The organism is Trichococcus collinsii (assembly GCF_900107505.1).
Taxonomy (GTDB): Bacteria; Bacillota; Bacilli; order Lactobacillales; family Aerococcaceae; genus Trichococcus; species Trichococcus collinsii.
This window is the reverse complement of the sequence record NZ_FNQH01000001.1, coordinates 209,666-230,995: the sequence shown is the minus strand read 5'-3', so window position 1 is coordinate 230,995 and position 21,330 is coordinate 209,666. Positions and strand designations below refer to the sequence as shown.

Below are 21,330 nucleotides of genomic sequence, written 5' to 3'. Positions count from 1 at the left end.
TTTTTAGGATTTGGACATCCTTCACTTAAGCATTTTACCATACTTTATTAGAATTTTTTAATCTATTTTTTGATTACAATAAAAAACATTCCGAGCAGAAACCCTATCCGGGATCTCTGCTTGGAATGCTGAATGCTGCCTATTTTATTGTTTTTCGATGGTGACACGGATTTCCTGGATAAGGTTTCTTAATCTAATCGGACTCTTCCGTCCTCCTGCAGTATGGATTCAATTTTTTTCTGGATTTCGTCCCTACTGTGCACATTCGCATTTTCGCATTCGAATGCTTCATCCCCACAAACCATGCACGTTCTCGGTTCATAGCCTATTTCCATTCGCTGCACCTCGATCATCTTGCCTTCTTCCAGATAAAACACGCTGATCGTGAACAGCTGGCCTAGCAAACTGCCGTCTTCTATCATGATAGCGGCTTGCTTCACGGCAGTTGGATAGGTATCAACGACGACAAAATATTCCGGACCCGTATCCAAGTCCATCAATTTTTCATAGGTGACTTTCCATTTATTTGCTTGAATCGCATTTTTTACTTCTTGGATGCCGATTTCAGAAATCTGTCTAACGATGGCATTATATTTGACTGGTCCAGGAATATTGCATTTAAGGGAAATCAAAGTCTGGTTTGCGTTCGTTTTGCTGATTTCTTCTTCAAAAAAAGCACGTTGTTCCCTCGAGGCCAACACTTCCTTGAGCGTCGGCATTTGACCTTGTGAGAAAATAGATTCTGGCACCATTGCACTCATCCTTTACTATTTTATTTTGTTCTCTTTCGAAAAACTGAGCCGGATCATCCAGTTTCGTTACTGTTTCCGTTTAGTCTTTCTACGTCTTCGAGCTGCCCGTAAGTCTGATCTCATGCTTCTTTATGATTGAACGACAGATTGTTTGCTGATAATGATGATACCATTATTTGTAAGAAAAGCTTCCGTGTAAGCTTCACGATGTACACAATTCTGCTACAGACGAGTCTTGGAGGCGAAATCGGAGCCATTATTTGGTTTTGCTGTAGACTACGCCACAAGCCAATAACAACACTTCACATTTTTATAAAGCGCTTACATTAACCAGGGCGATATAATCAGAAAATATATCCATAAAATGTTGCCGTAAAAATTTGTTTCTCTTTACACTATAATAACGCTTTTATGGAAAAAATTCATTGATTTAATATTAAAATCTATTATTAATCAATATTACTCTATTTGTCAGTATTATTAGAATACTTGTGCGCAGCTTTCTTTCGGGCCCGGATTTTAACTACAAACAGCAAAAAACAGGCATCGCCTTTTTATGAAGGTTTCGCCTGTTCTTTGCTTACAGTATTATTCTGTTATAAGCAGTTTATTTTTCTTCCTTAGGCAATAGTGCTTTACGGGAAAGATTGATTCTGCCTTGTCTATCGACTTCGATGACCTTGACTTTGACTTTGTCGCCGATTGCTAGGACGTCTTCAACTTCTTTGACACGCTCGTTAGCCAATTCCGAGATGTGGACCATGCCGTCTTTGCCCTTTGTGATTCCGACGAATGCACCGAATTTTTCGATACGTTTTACAGTACCTTCGTAGATTTCGCCGACCTTCACTTCATGCGTCAATTCTTCGATGATTTGTTTCGCGCGGGCAATCATCGCAGTATCTGCTGAAGCGATGCTCACGTTACCATCTTGATCGATGTCAATCTTCACGCCGGTTTCTTCGATGATGCTGTTGATCGTATCTCCACCCTTACCGATGACGACTTTGATCTTATCAGGTTTGATTTGCATCATTTCAATCTTCGGAGCATATTGGGACAACTCTTCGCGAGGAGCTGCAATCGTGCTTGTCAGCTCAGCAAGGATTTCCATACGCGCTTTTTTCGCTTGCATCAACGCTTCAGTCAGGATTTGTTCTGTGATACCTTGGATTTTGATGTCCATCTGCAGCGCAGTGATGCCTTCACTTGTTCCGGCAACTTTGAAATCCATGTCGCCCAAGTGGTCTTCAAGACCTTGAATGTCCGTCAAGACTGTGTAGTTGTCGCCTTCCATAACCAAGCCCATCGCGATACCCGCTACCGGTGCTTTGATCGGTACACCTGCGTCCATCATTGCCAGCGTGCTGGCGCAGATGCTTGCTTGTGAAGAGGACCCATTAGATTCCAATACTTCCGAAACCAAACGGATTGTGTAAGGGAACTCTGCTTCAGTCGGGATGACTTGCTTCAATGCACGTTCACCCAAAGCACCATGGCCGATTTCACGGCGTCCAGGACTGCCTGCTCTGCCGGTGCTGCCGACCGAGAATTGTGGGAAGTTGTAATGGTGGATGAACCGTTTGCTGTCTACCATACCAAGGCCATCGATGATTTGATGTTCGCCAAGCGGAGCCAAAGTACAAGTGGACAAAGCTTGCGTCTGTCCACGCGTGAACAATCCAGATCCGTGTACGCGCGGCAATAAACCGACTTCAGAAGCCAACGGGCGGATTTCGTCGATTTTACGGCCATCAGGACGGATTTTATCGACTGTGATCAAACGGCGCACTTCGTCTTTTTCCATGTCTTCCACGATTTGGCGGACTTCTTTGGAAATTTGTGCAAAGTTGGCGTCATCCAGATACTTTTCTTTGAAGAATACGATTGCTTCAGCTTTCACATCTTCAATAGCAGCTTCACGAGCCAATTTCTCTTCTGTCATGATGGCTGCCGTCATATTTTCGCCATAAGCAGCGGTAACTTCGGCTACAAGTTCAGGATTCAAAGACAAAAGTTTGACTGTCATTTTTTCCTTGCCGACTTCTGCTACGATTTTATCTTGGAAATCACATAATTCCTGGATTGCTTTGTGCCCGAACATTAATGCCCCAAGCATATCTTCTTCATTAACCATTGCAGCACTGCTCTCAACCATGTTGATTGCGACTCTCGAACCGGCAACAGTCAACTCAATATCAGACGCTTCATTCTGTGGAGCAGTTGGATTCAAAACATATTCGCCATCCACACGGCCAACGTTCACTCCAGCGATCGGTCCAAAAAATGGAATGTCGGAAATCGCCAAAGCCAAAGAGGAACCGAACATAGCAGCCATTTCAGGCGCGCAATCCTGTTCAACGGACATGACAACGTTTGTGATCTGCACTTCGTTGCGGAATCCTTCAGGGAACATCGGGCGGATCGGACGGTCAATCAAACGCGCCGTCAACGTTGCATTTTCGCTTGGGCGGCCTTCACGCTTGATGAATCCTCCAGGTATTTTACCGACTGAATACATTTTTTCTTCATAGTTTACAGTCAAAGGGAAGAAATCGGTATCCTTTGGTTCTCTTGAACCCACAGCAGCCGTCAATACGACAGTATCTCCGTATCTCACCAATACCGCACCGTTGGCTTGCTTAGCCAATTGGCCGATTTCGACTTGCAGCAAACGACCTGCCCAGTCCATTTGGAACACTTTTTTTTCTGACATGTTATCATTCTCCTTTTGCGATGCTTCCCATCTACCAACTACTAAACAAATGTCAACCTACTGATGCTGATAAGCTCACATTTGTATAGTAGCGGTCTGTAGAGCGGGAGCCTCATTCCATTATAGCTGATTGCTCAGCATTTTTGCACTCATTGTCCAAAAAATCCCAAAAAATAAGCGAGATTCACAGTGGAATCTCGCTTCATATATCTTAGCCACGAAATTAACGACGTAAGCCTAATTTTTGGATTAGTTCACGGTAGCGGGGAACGTCTTTGTTACGCAAGTAAGCCAACAAATTACGACGGTGTCCAACTTTTTTCATTAAACCACGGTAAGAATGGTGGTCTTTTTTGTGAACGCGTGCGTGCTCGTTCAAGTGGTTGATTTCATACGTAAGAACTGCGATTTGCACTTCAGGGGATCCAGTATCTCCTTCGTGAATAGCGTATTCTTTGATGATTTCATTTTTAAGTTCTTTTGAAATTGCCATTTTTTTCACCTCTTTCATAAAGTTACCTTTAACTGAGTAAAACGTTGGTGATTCGCTTAACCAAGTTGAAGGTCGTATATATAATACATGGAACAGTTTAACGTAATTCCTTACCGATTGCAAGTGAAAATCACTTTTTTATAAACCTTTGTATTCGGCTTTCAGCTCCAATACCATGTCACGGATTTCTGCCGCTTTTTCAAAATTGAGGGCTTTAGCGGCTTCCCGCATTTCCCTATCCAGTTGGTCGAGCGCTTCGCGGCGTTGTTCCATCGTCATCGCCTTATAGATGCTCAAAATGCTGACTTCCCCTTCTGCATCTTCAGGTGTGTGCGAGATGCTGATGCGGTCACGGACTTCTTTAATGATCGTTTTCGGTGTGATACCATGCTTAACGTTGTAGGCTTCTTGTGTCGCACGGCGCCTGTTCGTTTCAAATATGGCCCGCTCCATGGAATCCGTTATGCGGTCCGCATACATGATGACTTTCCCGTTCTCATTGCGGGCTGCTCTTCCGATCGTCTGGACAAGCGAGCGCTCGCTCCGCAGGAAGCCTTCTTTGTCGGCATCCAAGATGGCGACAAGCGAAACCTCAGGAACATCCAACCCTTCCCGTAACAGGTTGATTCCAATCAAAACATCAAATTCTCCCAAACGAAGATTGCGGATGATTTCCGCTCGCTCCATCGTTTTGATTTCGCTGTGCAGATAATTCACTTTGATGCCGATTTCCTTAAGATAATCGGTCAAGTCTTCCGACATCTTCTTCGTCAAGGTAGTGATGAACACTCGTTCATTTCGTTCGACGCGCAAATTGATTTCACTGATCAGATCATCAATCTGGCCTTTGATAGGACGCACTTCCACAATCGGATCCAACAAACCCGTTGGACGGATGATCTGTTGGGCTACATAAGGGCTTTGTTCATATTCGTAAGGGCCCGGTGTCGCTGAAATGTAGAGGATCTGGTTGACCCGTTCCTCGAATTCCTTCAACATCAACGGGCGGTTATCCAAGGTGCTCGGCAGACGGAAGCCGTATGCCACCAGCTGTTCTTTCCGAGAGCGGTCCCCGTTGTACATACCGCGTATTTGCGACATCGTGATGTGGGACTCGTCGATGACAATCAAATAATCATCCGGGAAAAAATCAAGCAGCGTGTATGGCGGCTCTCCAGGAGCGCGCCCATCCATATGTCTGGAATAGTTTTCGATTCCGTTGCAGTATCCCATTTCCATCAACATTTCCATGTCGTAGTTGGTGCGCTGTTCCAATCTTTGGGCTTCTAGCAGTTTGTTTTCTTCGCGCAGCACTTTTAGACGGTCCTTCAGTTCTGCCCGGATCATGTCGACTGCATGCAAAGTTTTTTCTTCATTTGCCACGAAGTGAGTGGCCGGGAAAATGGGAAAATGTTCAACGTCGTTCTTGATTTCTCCGGTCAGCACATCGACTTCCCTGATCCGATCGATCTCATCCCCAAAAAACTCGACACGGATGGCCTCGTTGTCGCGGGATGCCAGAAAAATTTCGACCACATCCCCACGCACACGGAACGAGCCGCGCCTAAAATCGATATCATTGCGTTCAAACTGCATTTCCACCAACCGGCGCAACAGTTCATTCCGTTCCATCTCCATCCCTTGCCTCAACGATAAAGTATGCTCTTTATAGTCCAGTGGATTCACTAGACCATAGATGCAGGATACGGAAGCCACAACAATGACGTCCCGTCTTTCCAGCAAGGAACTGGTTGCGGAATGACGCAGTTTATCGATTTCATCATTTACGCTGGATTCTTTTTCTATATAAGTGTCACTGGAAGGAACATATGCTTCGGGTTGATAATAGTCATAGTAGCTCACAAAATATTCGACGGCGTTATTCGGGAAAAATCCCTTCAACTCGCCGTACAATTGCCCAGCCAACGTTTTGTTGTGTGCAATGACTAGCGTCGGCTTGTTTACTGCTTGGATGACGTTCGCTACCGTAAAAGTCTTACCGGTCCCGGTCGCGCCCAACAATGTTTGCGCCCTTCTGCCCAGATTCAACCCATCGACGAGCTCTTTGATGGCTTCCGGCTGATCACCGCTGGGCTGGTATGGGGAAACTAATTCAAAATGATCTTTCATATGGACGATTCACCTCTTCACTTACTGTTACAAGTATTTTACCACCCAAACATACTTTCGTACACTTTGGAGCTTTCGGCATTGCCTGGCCCGATTTTGACCCAAAAATTTCAAAATATGTATCTCGAAATTCTAGGTCGCTAGTATTAAAAAAGGAATCTCTTTCATTTTTTATTGCACAACCCTCCAAAATTATGTATAATATGGCATGTTGGCAAAACAGCCTAATAGTTATAGAAATAAGGAAAGAGGGGTGAACCCAATGCCAAATATCGATTCAGCAATCAAACGCGTTCGCACTAGCGAAAAAGCTAACCTAAAAAACAACGCTCAAAAGAGTGCTATGCGTTCAGCTATCAAAAAATTTGAAGCTGCAGTAGCAGAAGGCGCTGAAAATAGCGAAGAATTATTAAAGGCAGCAGTTAAATCTATCGATTCAGCAGCTTCTAAAAACTTAATTCATCAAAACAAAGCGTCTCGCGACATTTCTCGTTTAACTAAAAAATTAGCAAAATAATTTTTTGATTTAAGAGACTTCAAAACGTAAGGCCGAAGACAGACCAGTCCAACTGGTCCGTCCTCGGCCTTTTTCGTATGAAAGTAATTTGTATAACTTATCAAACTAAGAAGCGTATCACCACAGGTGTTAAACTGATTTGCAACTTATTTCACGCATACAAAATGATGTCCAGCTTCACGGGTTAGCCCTTCTGAAATTAGGTAAATCGTACCTATTGCGCTCTACGATGCTCAGTTGCATGGGAGTCTAAGGTGACCGTAGGGAACGTTGCGGAGCACGATTTCCTAAATTTCTTTCAGGGCTGACCGAACCCGTTCCGCTTTTCTCCTTTAATTTTATTGTTTGGGTATTGCGTTTGCGTAGCGGATCAGAAATAACTCAAATTGTATCTCTTTCAACCCCTGCCCTGTCTTCATGTTATACTCCGTCTCGACCAATCCCTGAAATGCATCCGCCAATACCTTTTCGGAAAGATTTCTCACTTGCTGGAAAGCAAGTTTCACACGATAAGGATGGATTTTCAACACTTTGGTGATATCGGTTTGTTGATACCCATTTTTTGAGAGCAGCTTAACTTGCAGCAACAGCCGGAATTGCCCCAGAAGGATAGCATTGATTTTGATCGGTTCCTCTTTTTGGAGCAACAGATCCCGATAAATCTGGATGGCCAGATACGTGTTCTTGTTCAGAACCTGCGTCACCAATTCAAAAATATTTTGTTCCAGATTTCGCGGGATCAAGTCGATCACCATCTTTTTGGTGAGTTTTTTGTTTTCAGATCCGGCGAGAAACAACTTAGGCAACTCCCTCATTCCCCGCGAAAGCTGATTTTCGATCCGCTCGTAAAATAGCTCAAGTGCGTCGCGGTCCATCAGATAGCCTTCATTTTTTATCATGTCCCCCAAAAATTTGCGGGCTTCTTTTTCCGCCAAAGGAGAAACATCAACAGTGACGGCCTTCTTAGCCAGGAGTTTCGATATTTTTTTTCTGCTGTCCAATTTTTCATAAGGCGCAAAAATAGCTAGAATTGTTGAGGGCGAAGGGTTCTCCAGGTAACCCTCCAACCAGGCAAGATCATGTTCCAGCCCATTTTTGGGTTTTTCGGCTGTCAAAAAAAGTGGGTTTTCAATGATGACCAAACGCCTTTCCCCAAAAAAAGGCAGCGACTCCGCATCTTCAAGAGCCCGATCCAACAACGTCCCATCCATATTGAATATGCCGACATTCAAATCCTTGTCGGCTTCGTCAACCACTGTACGCAGCAACAATTGCTTCGCTTCTTCTATAAAAAAATCTTCTTTACCCAAAAATAAATAGACCGGTTGTAGCTGACCTTTTTTTATTTTGGACATCTCCGTTGTATAATTCACGCTTGGACCACCATTCATTATTATTATTTTTTGTTCTCCAAAATGGTTCGCCATTCTGTTTCCCCTGACCCATACCGGAAGTGGATAGCGCCCTGTCGATCTGTGCGAAATATAGTAATATTCCGCGATTCCAGACGTTCCAGTATTTCCGCATCCGGATGACCATAACGGTTCTGTTTCCCAACGGATATCAAGGCCAATTCAGGTTGGACATGATTCAAGAAGCCTTCCGAACTGGATGTTGCGCTCCCGTGGTGACCTATTTTCAGGATATCGGTCTTCAGATCAGGATAAGTGCGCATCAGCAAATCTTCCCCTTCTTCTCCGAGATCGCCTGTGAACAGCCAATCCAAACCGCCTATGCTTGTTTGGATGACCAATGAATCCTCATTTCCGCCTTCTCCCGGCGCTAAAGGGGCCAGGATGTGAAAAATAAAATCAGCATCAATCTCCAGGTCGACCTTGCCCAACAAAGGGAACAGCCCCACTTGGTGTTGACTTTGCAGTTCAAGGAGCACTGCGGCGAACGCCGCATTCCCTTCCGCTCCTTTAGGAAAATAGACCGCATCGATCGGCAAGCCTTCGGCGAGTTCACCCAACGAACCAACATGATCCTGATCGGCATGCGTGAGAAAGACCTTGTCCAATTTTTTCACGCCTTCCGCTTTTATGATCGACACCAGCTTTTCGCCGGCGGTGGTCGCTGTTTCCCGGGCTTGCCAGGCTTCTTTTTCAAAAGTCAACATGCCGCCCGTGTCTATCAGAATGACCCGATGATGAAACGGCGTTATAATCAGAATGGCATCCCCTTGCCCCACATCAAGCATTACGACTTTTCCGGAAGGATTAAGCTGATGGGCGAAGGAAAACAAACCGACCGCAGCCATCAGAAAACAAAGTATCCGGATATCCCTTTGTTTCTTTTCAACACTCAGCAAGAGCAGAATCAATGCGATCCAGACCAACGCAAAATATAAGGCAGGTGGTCTCCCTGTTATGAGTCTCGCAAAATCCAAATCCGCGGCTGCTCTTGCGAAGATTTCCAATAAGCTGAGCAATTTGTCGGACACTGCGCAAAGTAATCCCAGCAAAGGCGTTTCCGGGGAAAAAAGCACGACAAAGAACAACAACCAAAACAGCGGGAAAAGCAACCAAGAAAAACAGAACGAAAAGATTACATTCACAAAGATTCCGAGCCAGGAAACCTCAAAAAAATGATAGGCGACGACAGGAAAGGACGCCAACGTCATCAGGGCCGTCAAACAGATATCCTTCAACAGGCCATTCATTTTCCATTCCGAACTAACCGGAGCAATGAAATACAACACCCCCGCCAAAAGATAGCTCAATTGGAAACTTGCCGAATAGATAAGCAGCGGATTGTAAAAAACAGCAATCATCACTGTAAGCGCGAAGGCATCCTTCGCTTCAACCCGACGGCCGGTGATTTTCCCCATCAAAAGGATAAAATGCGTACAGATGGCCCGGAAGACACCAATTCCCCACCCGGTCAACACACCGTAAGCGATCAAAAATACGACAAGCAACTTGTCCGTGGTCTCATGGCTGACTTTCATCCGCAGCAGGATAAAACGCAGCTGGGATAGCAGAAGCTGAATATGCATACCGGAGATGGAAAAAAGATGCAATAACCCGATTCCACGGTAGGCATCCAAAGTATCCCCCGCAAGGGCATGCGACTGATTGAATAACATTGTTTGGATGTAATCGGTCGTCTGGACAGCGGGTAACTTTTCCAGCATCAAAATGATGGATCTCCTGATGTTGCTTGGCCAAGACCAGAAAGAACGCTCCTCGCTCCGAGACTCTATCGCTTCGACCGTGACGACCCAATAGATGCTTTTCGCATTCAGATAATCTCCAAAATCAAATTGGTATAGATTCCGCTCAGCTTCTGGCTCCTCTAACTCGACTGTGGCAACGATCCGTTGGGGAAACCGTTGTTGCTCCCAGTCGAACTTTTCTTCTTCCGTTTCGATCGTGTAATAGAAATAAACCTTTTCCTCCTTGCCCTCCGATTGCAGCAGAGCTTCTCCAGTCACCAAATCGCCGTTGATCCGCATATCATTCGGATCCAACTGTAGCGTAGCTGTTGTGATTACTTCCGCTTCCTGAGCAGTGAAGTCAGATACACTTGTCCATTGGTGGATTAGCAAGCTGAGAAGGCTTGCGGTCACTATAGCGGCAGCAATGCCGTTCAAAAGCTTGGATCCCATAAAGAAAAGGCGCGCAAAAATGACCAACAACAGTCCCCATGCAAAAACGTTGGTTCCGTCAAACCCAATAATGGTTATCGGGAAGACGAGCAAGGCAGGCAAAAGCAGATAGCCTTTAATGGTCAGGCATCATGATGACCGCAACAAGCAGCAGAGTCATCATCTGATTGTTCTTTTCGTTTCAGTAATTGAGAAAAATAATCCGGATCGAGGGGGACTTGTTCATACGGAATGTCCATTGCATCCAAAAGATGGACGGCGTAAGAGTCATTATGATAGTCTTCCAAATAGTAGATTTTCTTGATGCCGGCCTGCAAAATCATTTTTGTGCATTGCAAGCAAGGAAAATGTGTCACATATATTTCCGCTTTCTCGGTCTGGGCGCCGAATTTGGCGCACTGCAGGATTGCATTCATTTCCGCGTGAATAGTGCGGACACAGTGCCCGTTCACGACGTAGCAACCCTCATCGATGCAGTGGACGTCGCCGGAAACACTCCCGTTGTATCCTCCGGCAATGATGCGTTTGTCTCTGACGATTGTCGCCCCGACCTCCAACCGTTTACAAGTGCTCCTCAGCGAGAGCAGCACGCTTTGTGCCATAAAATATTGATTCCAAGGAATTCTTTCCATGCAGTAACCTCCATCCATATATAAATTTAAGTATACAAGAGCCGCTCCCTTGATTCAATTTTATTTTGCTCCGACCATGATTAGATCTTTAAACCCCTCGAAGGTTTTTTCACCGATTCCTGAAACTTCCATTATTTCCTCGATCGTCTGGAAAGAGCCGTTCTCCTCACGATACGCAATGATGAGCGCAGCTTTTTTTTCACCTATCCCGTTCAATGTCTGCAGCAACACCGTATCCGCCGTATTGATGTCTACTTTATCGGTTTCAGCCTCTTGATTTTCAGTTTCTTGTCCAGTCAGCGTGTTTTCTGGCACCACAATCGGATGATTGGATTCTTCCCCGACTGCAGCGATATAGATTACCATCTGATCCGTCACGCGCTGGGACAGATTCACTGTATCGGCATCCGCCGTTTCACTTAAACCACCCGCCAAATCAATTATGTCAATAACACGCATATCAGCATCAGCCTGGTATACACCTGGATTTTTTACGGCGCCTTTGATGTCCACGATGATGATTTCCTGGATTGGCCCCGACTCTTCCGAGTGCACTGAAGACTGGTTTGTCTCAGCAGAGCTTGCCGCCAGAAAGGTCTCATCCAACTGTAGTTCTCCCGCGCCGGTTTCTGTCGTATTGCCGTGTATCAATCTGCCTAGCCCAAAGAGACCTACAGAAAGAAACAAAAACAAGACGGCAAATCTGAACACTTCCTGCTTATGCCAAGCAAGCCATTCCCGAATAGCATCCAAGCTATCCCTCCTTTCGCATCTATTGACAACATACGCGAAAAAGCACAGAAATATTCAACCGTCCGAAAATATCTCTCCACTTGGGCAGCAAAATAAAAAGGTTAGGAAAAGAACCAATGGCTCCTCTCCTAACCTTATGCAAATGCTCGATTCATTCCGATATTTTTTTACCCTTGAACGCGCTGTCCTTGAATTTCTGAACGATAGCGGCGTTGATGTTGGCCGGCACCAAGGTGGATACATCCCCGCCGAACATCGCGACTTCCTTGATCAGACTGGAACTGAGGTAACGATAGTTTTCTGAAGACAACAGAATCACCGTCTCCAGATCCGGAGCCTGCAGCTTGTTCATCGAGGCAATGCTGTGTTCGTACTCGAAGTCCTTTACGTTTCGCACTCCGCGTAAAAGCGCGCAGGCACCTACATCCTTTGCCATTTCAATCGTAAGCCCACCGGTATGGCGGATGACGCGGACCTGTGGAAAGTCACGCATAGCTTCGGCAACCAACTGTATCCTTTGTTCACCGTCAAATAAAGATTGCTTGGATGTGTTGGTCGACACGGCAATAACGATTTCGTCGAAAACAATGGCTGCGCGGGAAATCGTGTCAATATGCCCGTTTGTCAAAGGATCAAAACTCCCCGCAAATAGCGCTGTTTTTTTCATGGGATCAACCTTCCTGATTGTAGTCGAACATTTCGATAGCGATGGTTCCATAAACGGCTCGTTTCCATTTCCCGTATGGCCCGATCTGTTCAGGCAACGTGTTTTCTTTTGCCATTTCACAGACAAATACGGTTTCTTCGTTGACCAACTTCAAAGCGATCATTTCAGTGATATCAGCCACCGTTTTTTCTTCAGCATAAGGCGGATCAAGAAAAACCAAAGAAAATTGTGTATTCGGATTTTCCGAAGCGAAGACGCGAAGATTTTTTCGCGCATCCCCTGCATAAAGAGTGAATTTTTCCGCTTCCTTCGTGACTGCGATATTTTCCCTGATCGTATCAAGCGCTTTGCGGTTTTTTTCGAACATTACCGCTCTATCGATTCCGCGGGAAACTGCTTCGATTGATAAACCACCGCTGCCTGCAAACATATCCAGGCTGATTCCGCTATCAAAAAACGGACCGATGATATTGAACAAGGACTCTTTGACCTTGTCGGTCGTCGGGCGTGTATTGCTGCCAGGAACGCTTTTTAATCTACGTCCTTTGTATTCTCCTGCGATAACTCGCATCTGTCCTCACCTACAAATAAATATTTTTTATTTCGGTATGCATTCTAAAAAGAATAAGTCTTCGTTTCAAAAGCGGACACGTTGTATTCCGCTTCAGGATTACTGCGATCTTTCCTGTCAGGAAGTGCATTCTTCAGGGTCATGTCGATTTCAGGACGATGCGACAATTCCACTTTCCGGACAAAATGCAAACTGTTCAATTTTTCTGCTATGGCCTGTGCCTCTTCTTGGTCAACGTACAATAAGACATATTTCATTCTGTTTGAAACATAATGGATATAACCATATCTTTTCAAATTTTTTATCTGTCTCAATGTATAAACCCAGACAACGATTCCCTGCCTTTTGGTCACTTCTAAGCTCATGTGTTTACCCCCTACTGGAAATATGTATCTGACAAGCTGCAGGCATACTTGAATCCCCTGATTGAAAAAATGGGTCCCCTGCAGAAACTAATATATTCGGTGAAATGGCATGCGCCAATCTCTCGGAAATTTTGTCCAAAAGTACTTGTAATTCACGTTCCGCTGCACGAAAGCGATAGACGGATTCATCCAAGTCCATGATTCTCTTTGCTTGGTAAACGCGTTGTTTGATTTCCGCATAATCCGGCGCAAAGTCAGGATAGGCTTCCACCCGCTCGTATGCCTCTTTCGCTTCATTAAATGCCCTTATCTTAGCGTTAGCCTCTTCATTTTTTGCAAGAATACGCTTCGTTTCCTTATAAGATGACATAGTTTCTCCGCTACAGATTGCTTCCACAAGCCGGAACGTTTGGTCTTCCAACGCAAAGTACGCTTCATTGATGATCATCTGTTTCCCCTGCCTTGTGTGTTTTGATGATGTCTACTTTGTAGTATAGCTTGAAATAACGGGCGACTCAACCGTTTTTATCGGTCTAGATACTCTATTCGCCCAAAAGGATCAAATGGTAATGCTCATTTCCTGCAACAGCGTAGCGCGTCAGATAGTCATCAAAAATGACATTATCCTCTTGCAGCAGCTTCAGGAAGAGAGCGGGAACACTGTAACATTCGTCATCAAAGACAAAACCTGTTCGCGCATCGGGGACAACTTCCGCTAATTTTTTATCGATACGTTGATCCGATAAAGTAAAGGCTGCCGTAAAGTCATTGATACCTGCTTGACTCGGCATAAGGTCACCCGCAGCTGCAATCAACTCTTCGGATTCCTGGAACATCGTCAAACCTCTTCGTTCCCGCAGTACGCCTAATATGCTTTTGATTTGCAGAACATTTTCCTCGTCCGCAGCAACGCTTCGTTCCCAGTCGTCACGTTCGATTTCATAGGTTGCTTCGGAGACGACAGAATAATACTCCAAATCCAGCAGCGCCTCATTCGAAAGGAAGTACATCCCATAAACCGTTTCTGTCACGTCGTCAAACAGCAAAATCACAAAGCTGCCGTTCTCAAACTGAATCAAGGGCGTCAATTTTTTTTGTTTTTTGGACAATTCCAGTTCATATGGCGTATCATCGACAGTAAACTGAAAGTTCCGTGCCAAGTAACCCTCATCGAGTACATTCTCATGGGTCATGCCAATCGTATACATGCCCGTTTCGATTTTGTTTCCCAAAATATAGAGGGAACGGATGGTATCATCCTTGACACCAATTTGGATGTAGTCGACAGCATTTGTTCCGAATACCCACCACTCACTACCTCCATAGGCTTTACCGATGCGAATCGGATTGCCATGCTTGGCCGTGTAGGCGGCAATAGGCTGACCGATGTAGGATTCATACCCCGTCACTGGCAAAGGATACCCTTCATTTTCATCAATGGAAGCCTGCTCGTTCCTCGCGGTGCTTGCAGGCGGTGTGGTTCGTTCCCCATTGTCCACATAGAGAGGGAGCGCATAGGCAATACAAGTGAACAAAATGAACAGTGACACTACTTTGATGGAAAATTTCATCCCTATCCCTCCTTGTGATTTCTGAACGGTCAAGATGGCAAAGAATACCACGATAAATCCTATTATACTCTATTTTCGCTTCATACGAAAAGCTTCCGGCAGCTGTTGTTCGGCTGTACCCACAGATTGCGGAATCGAAGCCGCCATCCAAAAAAAGAGCCGGTTTTCCGACTCTTTTACCATGCTTATTTTGGTTGTTTGGAAATTTGATCGTTGATGTACATATTGTTGACCAATCCGATCGAAACAGCGGATACTAACAAACTGGACCCTCCATAACTGACGAACGGAAAGGTGACTCCAGTCAAGGGCATCAGGCCGGTTGCTCCGCCAACATTGATGACTCCCTGAGCCAGGAACATAGTACCAATTCCGATACAGACCAGTTGGGCAAACGGATCTTTAATTTTGATCGCATTCTTAAAAATACGATAGACCATATAGAAAAACAGTACCAAAACGAACGCAACACCCATCAAGCCCAACTCTTCCCCGATGATAGACAATATGAAATCGGTGTGGGGTTCCGGCAAATAGCCGGACTTCTGGATACTTTCACCGATGCCTACACCGAAAAGGCCACCCCTGCTTAAAGCGTAGTAAGAATTCACCACTTGGTAACCGGAATCCTGTATGTCGGCAAACGGATCGATAAATGAGGTGATCCTTTCCATCTGGTAGGACTGGATGAATGGGATGCTACTCCCGAGTGTTTTCACCATGACAATAATCAGCGCGTATGTCGCTCCGATTGCCCCAAAAATTATTACCCCATATTTTACCTTGACTCCACTGTGTAGGAACAGCACGAGGCAGATGAAAGCAATGATGGCAGCCCCGCCAAGATCGGGTTGTAAGAAGACCATTACCACTGCTGCCGCAATTATCAAGAGCGGTTTCTTCATTGTATCGTAAAAAGCGTCATTGATGCGGGACTGGTGTTTGGAAATGAACCAGGACAAGTAAAGAATCAGGTTCAATTTCATGAACTCGGCGGGTTGGAATCCGAAAGATCCAATGTAAATCCACCCGCGCGCCCCTTTTGTCGCCGTACCCGGCCAAAGTAAAAGGTAAGTCAAGATGACGAAAAGACCAAACAAAACATAAGTAAGCAGCTTTTCATTTTTGAACAGACGTTTTGAAAGAAATGAAACAAACAGCGCACCGAACAAACCTAGGATAGCGAATAACATTTGCCTGTAAAAGAAATGTTCCGAATTATTGTAATCCGTCATGGCACGGTAACTGCTGGAGCTGTAGACCATCAGTATCCCGAAACCCGACAGTATGATGTATGGGATCAGAAGACGCCAATCCATATAGGAGAATTTCTTATTGATTGTATTTTTAATCATGTAGACAACTAAACCCCTTTGTCGGCGGAATCGTTTTTCGATTGATCAAAATAGTTCGTGTACATGGCGTTCAAAGAAGATTCCAAATCACTCAATATCTTGTGTCCCTCTTCTTTCGAGATGATTCCCAATTTCACGGCATAATCAACTTCACGGGAAAATCCGTACATTTGCGTATCCACCACATCCTCGAAGGCTGGACAGTTCGCAAAGCAGAGGTGTTCCTTTTGGCTATTGATTAATTTGTAGATCTTTTCAGCATCCTGCATCAAGATTTCCAAAGCAGTTGTTTTGTTGATGCTATCCATTTTAATTCCTCCCCTCAAAATTTACTTCATTTTATCTCAAATTACCCCGCATTCTTTGCGGTTGATACAAAAAATGTATGGTCTTTCCAGACTATTATACCAAACAAATAGGCTGACGCCTACCGCCATTCATACCCCAGCGGATTGCGGAGAATGGTAGAGAAAAAGGCCCGAGGCAATGGTTGCCAAGGACCCTTTTCCAGAACTTACTGTCAGATTATTCTGCTTTTTTCTTGCGTTTAGCAGATTTTTCGCGCTCATTTTTGTCTAAGATTTGTTTACGCAGACGTACACTTTGAGGTGTCACTTCGCAATATTCATCTTCTCCCATGAATTCAAGCGATTCTTCCAACGTCAATGTGCGTGGACGTTTGATCACGTTCGTAGAATCTTTATTTGCAGAACGAATATTCGTCATTTGTTTCGCTCTTGTGATGTTAACAGCGATATCTGTGTCGCGGGCATTTTCGCCGACAATCATACCTTCGTAGATTTCCACACCAGGTTCGATGAAGATCGTTCCACGATCCTCTACGCCCATGATGCCGTAAGTGGTTGTTTTGCCTGTTTCAGTAGAGACAAGCGCGCCTTTGCTTCGTCCGCCGATTTTTCCTGGCAACTCTGGCAAGTACGCTTCAAACGTATGAGCCATGATACCATAACCGCGTGTAATGGATAAGAATTCAGTAGAGTAACCGATCAGTCCACGTGATGGAACCAGGAAGATGATACGGACTTGGCCATTGCCGCTGTTTTGCATATCCTGCATTTCAGCTTTGCGTTGGCTGATTGTTTCGATTACGGAACCCATGTATTCTTCTGGGGTGTCGATCTGAACACGTTCAAACGGCTCGCATCTTACGCCATCAACTTCTCTGATGATAACTTCTGGACGGGATACTTGCAATTCGTAACCTTCACGACGCATGTTTTCGATCAAGATGGACAAGTGCAATTCACCACGTCCGGAAACGACCCAAGCATCAGGAGAGTCGGTAGGATCAACACGCAAAGATACGTCTGTGTGCAATTGTTTCATCAAACGCTCTTCGATTTTACGGGAAGTGACCCATTTACCTTCACGGCCTGCGAAAGGAGAGTTGTTTGTAAGGAAAGTCATTTGCAATGTAGGCTCGTCGATATGCAGAACAGGCAAAGCTTCACGATGATCAACAGGAGTCACTGTTTCACCAACAAAGATATCTTCCATACCGGAAATGGCAATCAAATCGCCCGCTTTTGCTTCTTCGATTTCGATACGGTCCAAACCAAAGTAGCCGAACAGTTTTGATACACGGAAATTCTTGGATGTGCCATCCAATTTAAGTAAGGATACTTGGTCCCCAACTTTGATTGTGCCACGGAATACGCGTCCGATACCGATACGGCCAACAAAGTCACTATAGTCAAGTAAAGCTACTTGGAATTGCAATGGTTCAGCAGAGTTGTCGATTGGAGCTGGAATGTGTTCGATGATTGCATCAAAAACGTTATCCATTGTATCTTCTTGTTCGGCAGGATCATCGGACATGCTTGAAGTACCATGCATTGCAGAAGCATAGACAACCGGGAATTCCAATTGCTCGTCATCAGCGCCCAATTCGATAAATAATTCCAGAACTTCATCCACAACTTCAGCTGGTCTAGCAGTCGGTTTGTCGATTTTGTTTACTACGACGATAGGAATCAGTTTTTGCTCCAAAGCTTTTTTCAATACGAAACGCGTTTGCGGCATCGTACCTTCGTAAGCATCGACAACAAGAACTACACCATCAACCATACGCATGATACGTTCTACTTCTCCACCGAAATCCGCGTGACCCGGTGTATCCATGATGTTGATGCGCGTACCTTTGTATTGTACGGCTGTATTCTTCGCCAAGATCGTGATTCCGCGTTCTTTTTCAAGATCGTTGGAGTCCATTGCGCGTTCCATAAGCTCAGTTCTAGCGTTCAATGTATCCGATTGTTTCAACAATTCATCTACTAATGTTGTTTTACCATGGTCAACGTGGGCGATGATTGCAACATTACGAATATCTTTTCTAAATTCCATTTGTTGTTTTCCTCCAAAATTTTACTTGTTTTTCACTGCTGTTTGATATGCCAACTGCTACTGCCATTATATAGTCGATCACAATTCTGAATTTGAACTTCCCATCAGTTTTCGTTTGCGGAATAGGTGAAAACCCGCTGAAAACTCATGAAGACAACTATCAACTTGTCCAGTCTATCACCTCCTGAACCATTTGGAAAGAAAAAAGTTCAATGTAACGGCTTTCTTGAAAAAGTTTTTCCTTGAGTCGTCACTCTCTTGCAGATGGTGATGGCTAGCCCAGATTCAGCTGCCCGGCTCCTTTCTGCGTTAATCCGCAAAAAGAGACATAATCCAGAATGATTATGCCTCTGATTTTTTGATTGGTTCCTACATGTTTTTGATGACCAGTTCCGCGAATCCGGAGCAGCTGACTTTTTGAGCAGCTTCGTCCTTCATCAGGTAATAAAAATCGCGTGTGACCGTTTTATTCGCTATCGTCTTTTCGATTCCACGAGTAATCAAGTCGCTGACTTCATTCCAGCCGATATAATCGAACAACATAGCGCCTGACAACAATACCGATGAAGGATTCAATTCGTCCAAACCGGCATATTCCGGTGCCGTACCGTGTGTAGCTTCGAAAATGGCATGCCCTGTGTCCTCGTTGATATTCGCACCTGGTGCAATCCCGATTCCGCCCACTTGAGCAGCTAGCGCATCAGAAATGTAGTCACCGTTCAGGTTCAAGGTGGCGATGACATCGTAGTTTTCTGGGTTCATCAAAATCTCCTGTAGGAAGATGTCCGCAATGCGGTCTTTGATGATCAACTTTCCTGCTGCAACAGCCTCTTCATAAGCTTTATCCGCTGCCGCTCTGCCATCCGCAGCTTTTACGGCATCGTATTGGGCCCAAGTGAAGACTTTATCGCCAAATTCGCGTTCCGCCAGGGCATAGCCCCACTTCTTGAAGCCACCCTCCGTGAATTTCATGATGTTGCCTTTGTGGACTAATGTCACGGAAGTGCGTCCATTTTCCAATGCATATTTGATGGCGCTGCGTATCAATCGTTCCGATCCTTCGATTGAAACCGGCTTGACGCCGATTGCTGATGTTTCAGGGAAGCGGATTTTATTCACGCCGAATTCGGTTTGAAGAATCTCAATGATTCGTTTTGCCTCTTCACTTTGCGCTTCAAACTCGATCCCGGCATAGCAGTCTTCGGTATTTTCCCGGAAAATGACCATATCGGTTTTTTCAGGTTCTTTCAGTGGTGTCGGCACGCCTTCGAAATAACGGACAGGACGCAGACAGACGAACAGATCCAATGTCTGACGCAAAGCAACGTTTAAGGAACGGATTCCTCCGCCGATTGGTGTCGTCAGTGGTCCTTTGATGGCCACTAAATGCTCACGGATAACATCCATGGTTTCGTCAGGCAACCAAGAACCGGTCAAATCGAAAGCCTTACCACCTGCCAGCACCTCTTTCCAAACTACTTTCCGGGAATCGCCGTAAGCTTTTTCAACTGCGGCTTCAAATACTTTTTTGGATGCTCGCCAAATTTCTGGACCGATGCCATCCCCTTCGATGAAAGGGATAATCGGAAAATCAGGTGTATGCAACCCTGTTCCATTCATAACAATCTTTTCGCCAACTGTCATTGTGCAGTACCTCCAATAGTTTCTTTTTCAGTCAAAGGAATATAAGTAAGATTAACGGCCCCCACGTATTTTGAACGCGGACGGATCAAGGTAGCTTCACGCTTTTGTTCAAACACATGCCCTAACCACCCGGAAACACGACTCATTGAAAACAACAGCGTGAAGAGGTCATGTTCTATCCCGAAGCAATGATAAACAGTGGCCGAGTAGAAATCCACATTCGGAATCAAGCCTTTTTCCTTCAACAGGTAGTCCTCTACCTCGCAGGAAAGGTCATACAAATCTTCTTTTCCGAATTCCTGAGTCAATTCCTTAGCCATACGTTTTAAATGTTTTTTGCGGGGATCTTCCGTCTTGTAGACACGGTGCCCAAATCCCATGATTTTTTCTTTATTGTCCAATTTTGATTTCAAATAGCCCGGAACATCTCTGGTGTCTGATTCAGCAATTTCAGAGAGCATATCGAATACGCGCTCATTTGCGCCACCATGTAAGGGACCCTTAAGAGCTCCGATGGCGCCCGTGATGCAAGAATAGACATCCGTCAGTGTGGAGGCTGCCACGCGTGCAGTGAAGGTTGATGCGTTAAGATCGTGATCGGCATGGAGTACCAAACAATGATTATACGCTTTGACCAAATCCGGATTCGCCTCTTCCCCTGTCAACATATACAGGAAATTAGCTCCGAACGATAGGTCCTCGCGTGGCGCAATCGGATCCAAACCTTTGCGTAATCGCGCGAATGCGGCTACTATCGTCGGAATTTTTGCTTGTATCGAGATTGCTTGAATATAGACAGAACGTTCGTCCATATCTTCCGCATACGGATCGAATACACCCAATAGTGAGACAGTCGTGCGTAACACACTCATCGGGTGCAAATTTTGGCGGCACTGGATTTTCAGGCAAGCAATGACACTTTCAGATAAGGCCATATGCGTGTGAAGATCGTGCTTCAACTGCGCAAATTCTTCCCGATCAGGCATTCTTGAATTCCACAACAAAAAGATGATTTCCTCAAACGATGCATCCTTTTCCACTAATTCGTCGATATTATATCCTGAATAGGATAATTGTCCCTCAACAATTGCGCTTAGGGAGGTTTCTGATACGACAACGTCTGCTAATCCTTTATGTACTTCCATGATTTTCTCTCCTCTCAAAAACCTCTCTTCAGCAAATTGGATGGC

General features: G+C 45.0%; 19 protein-coding genes. 1 reads left to right on the top strand and 18 read right to left on the bottom strand.

Going from position 1 to position 21,330, the window contains the following annotated elements; all coding sequences use genetic code 11:
* Positions 1-188: 188 nt before the first annotated feature.
* From citX to uvrB, 4 genes are all read right to left on the bottom strand, one after another.
* Complete coding sequence (gene citX / locus BLV66_RS01165) at positions 189-752, bottom strand: citrate lyase holo-[acyl-carrier protein] synthase (protein ID WP_176974083.1); 564 nt, start codon at positions 750-752, stop codon at positions 189-191.
* A gap of 607 nt (positions 753-1,359) precedes the next feature.
* A complete protein-coding gene (gene pnp / locus BLV66_RS01160) occupies positions 1,360-3,468 on the bottom strand; it encodes a polyribonucleotide nucleotidyltransferase (RefSeq protein WP_086985325.1) in 2,109 nt (702 codons plus the stop codon).
* A 223-nt stretch (positions 3,469-3,691) separates the two neighbouring features.
* Entirely contained in the window at positions 3,692-3,961 is a 270-nt protein-coding gene (gene rpsO / locus BLV66_RS01155) for a 30S ribosomal protein S15 (RefSeq protein ID WP_086628176.1), read from the bottom strand.
* Between the two features lie 138 nt (positions 3,962-4,099).
* Positions 4,100-6,091 (bottom strand): excinuclease ABC subunit UvrB, encoded by a 1,992-nt coding sequence (uvrB, locus tag BLV66_RS01150; protein WP_086985326.1) that lies wholly within the window; start codon positions 6,089-6,091, stop codon positions 4,100-4,102.
* A 262-nt stretch (positions 6,092-6,353) separates the two neighbouring features.
* Between uvrB and rpsT the strand changes: the two genes are divergently transcribed.
* Positions 6,354-6,608, top strand: a complete 255-nt coding sequence (gene rpsT, locus BLV66_RS01145; protein WP_068562182.1) for a 30S ribosomal protein S20 — start codon at positions 6,354-6,356, stop codon at positions 6,606-6,608.
* Positions 6,609-6,946: 338 nt separating this feature from the next.
* Here the strand turns inward: rpsT and holA are convergent, their stop codons facing one another.
* From holA to BLV66_RS01075, 14 genes are all read right to left on the bottom strand, one after another.
* Positions 6,947-7,981 carry a DNA polymerase III subunit delta gene (gene holA, locus BLV66_RS01140; RefSeq protein ID WP_086985993.1) on the bottom strand — a complete coding sequence of 345 codons (1,035 nt, stop codon included), beginning with the start codon at positions 7,979-7,981 and terminating at the stop codon, positions 6,947-6,949.
* A gap of 23 nt (positions 7,982-8,004) precedes the next feature.
* Complete coding sequence (locus tag BLV66_RS01135; RefSeq protein ID WP_176974082.1) at positions 8,005-10,320, bottom strand: DNA internalization-related competence protein ComEC/Rec2; 2,316 nt, start codon at positions 10,318-10,320, stop codon at positions 8,005-8,007.
* A gap of 20 nt (positions 10,321-10,340) precedes the next feature.
* Positions 10,341-10,850: a ComE operon protein 2 gene (locus BLV66_RS01130; protein WP_086985328.1), complete on the bottom strand. Its 510-nt coding sequence runs from the start codon at positions 10,848-10,850 to the stop codon at positions 10,341-10,343.
* Positions 10,851-10,910: 60 nt separating this feature from the next.
* A complete protein-coding gene (locus BLV66_RS01125) occupies positions 10,911-11,603 on the bottom strand; it encodes a helix-hairpin-helix domain-containing protein (RefSeq protein ID WP_086985329.1) in 693 nt (230 codons plus the stop codon).
* A gap of 151 nt (positions 11,604-11,754) precedes the next feature.
* Positions 11,755-12,270, bottom strand: coding sequence for a pantetheine-phosphate adenylyltransferase (gene coaD, locus BLV66_RS01120; RefSeq protein ID WP_086985330.1), 516 nt, complete (start codon positions 12,268-12,270; stop codon positions 11,755-11,757).
* A 4-nt stretch (positions 12,271-12,274) separates the two neighbouring features.
* Complete coding sequence (rsmD, locus tag BLV66_RS01115) at positions 12,275-12,841, bottom strand: 16S rRNA (guanine(966)-N(2))-methyltransferase RsmD (protein WP_086985331.1); 567 nt, start codon at positions 12,839-12,841, stop codon at positions 12,275-12,277.
* A gap of 44 nt (positions 12,842-12,885) precedes the next feature.
* Positions 12,886-13,206 (bottom strand): YlbG family protein, encoded by a 321-nt coding sequence (locus BLV66_RS01110; RefSeq protein ID WP_086985332.1) that lies wholly within the window; start codon positions 13,204-13,206, stop codon positions 12,886-12,888.
* A gap of 4 nt (positions 13,207-13,210) precedes the next feature.
* A complete protein-coding gene (locus tag BLV66_RS01105) occupies positions 13,211-13,654 on the bottom strand; it encodes a YlbF/YmcA family competence regulator (RefSeq protein WP_086985333.1) in 444 nt (147 codons plus the stop codon).
* A 94-nt stretch (positions 13,655-13,748) separates the two neighbouring features.
* Positions 13,749-14,777, bottom strand: a complete 1,029-nt coding sequence (locus BLV66_RS01100; RefSeq protein WP_086985334.1) for a CAP-associated domain-containing protein — start codon at positions 14,775-14,777, stop codon at positions 13,749-13,751.
* A gap of 185 nt (positions 14,778-14,962) precedes the next feature.
* Positions 14,963-16,132 (bottom strand): putative lipid II flippase FtsW, encoded by a 1,170-nt coding sequence (gene ftsW / locus BLV66_RS01095; protein WP_086985335.1) that lies wholly within the window; start codon positions 16,130-16,132, stop codon positions 14,963-14,965.
* An 8-nt stretch (positions 16,133-16,140) separates the two neighbouring features.
* Positions 16,141-16,440, bottom strand: coding sequence for an Fpa/YlaN family protein (locus BLV66_RS01090; RefSeq protein ID WP_086985336.1), 300 nt, complete (start codon positions 16,438-16,440; stop codon positions 16,141-16,143).
* A 217-nt stretch (positions 16,441-16,657) separates the two neighbouring features.
* On the bottom strand, positions 16,658-18,496 hold the full coding sequence (gene typA, locus BLV66_RS01085; RefSeq protein ID WP_086985337.1) for a translational GTPase TypA: 1,839 nt from the start codon (positions 18,494-18,496) through the stop codon (positions 16,658-16,660).
* A gap of 369 nt (positions 18,497-18,865) precedes the next feature.
* Positions 18,866-20,140, bottom strand: coding sequence for an NADP-dependent isocitrate dehydrogenase (gene icd / locus BLV66_RS01080; RefSeq protein ID WP_086985338.1), 1,275 nt, complete (start codon positions 20,138-20,140; stop codon positions 18,866-18,868).
* A complete protein-coding gene (locus BLV66_RS01075) occupies positions 20,137-21,285 on the bottom strand; it encodes a citrate synthase (protein ID WP_086985339.1) in 1,149 nt (382 codons plus the stop codon). The genes icd and BLV66_RS01075 overlap by 4 nt, the downstream gene beginning before the upstream one ends.
* Positions 21,286-21,330 lie beyond the last annotated feature (45 nt).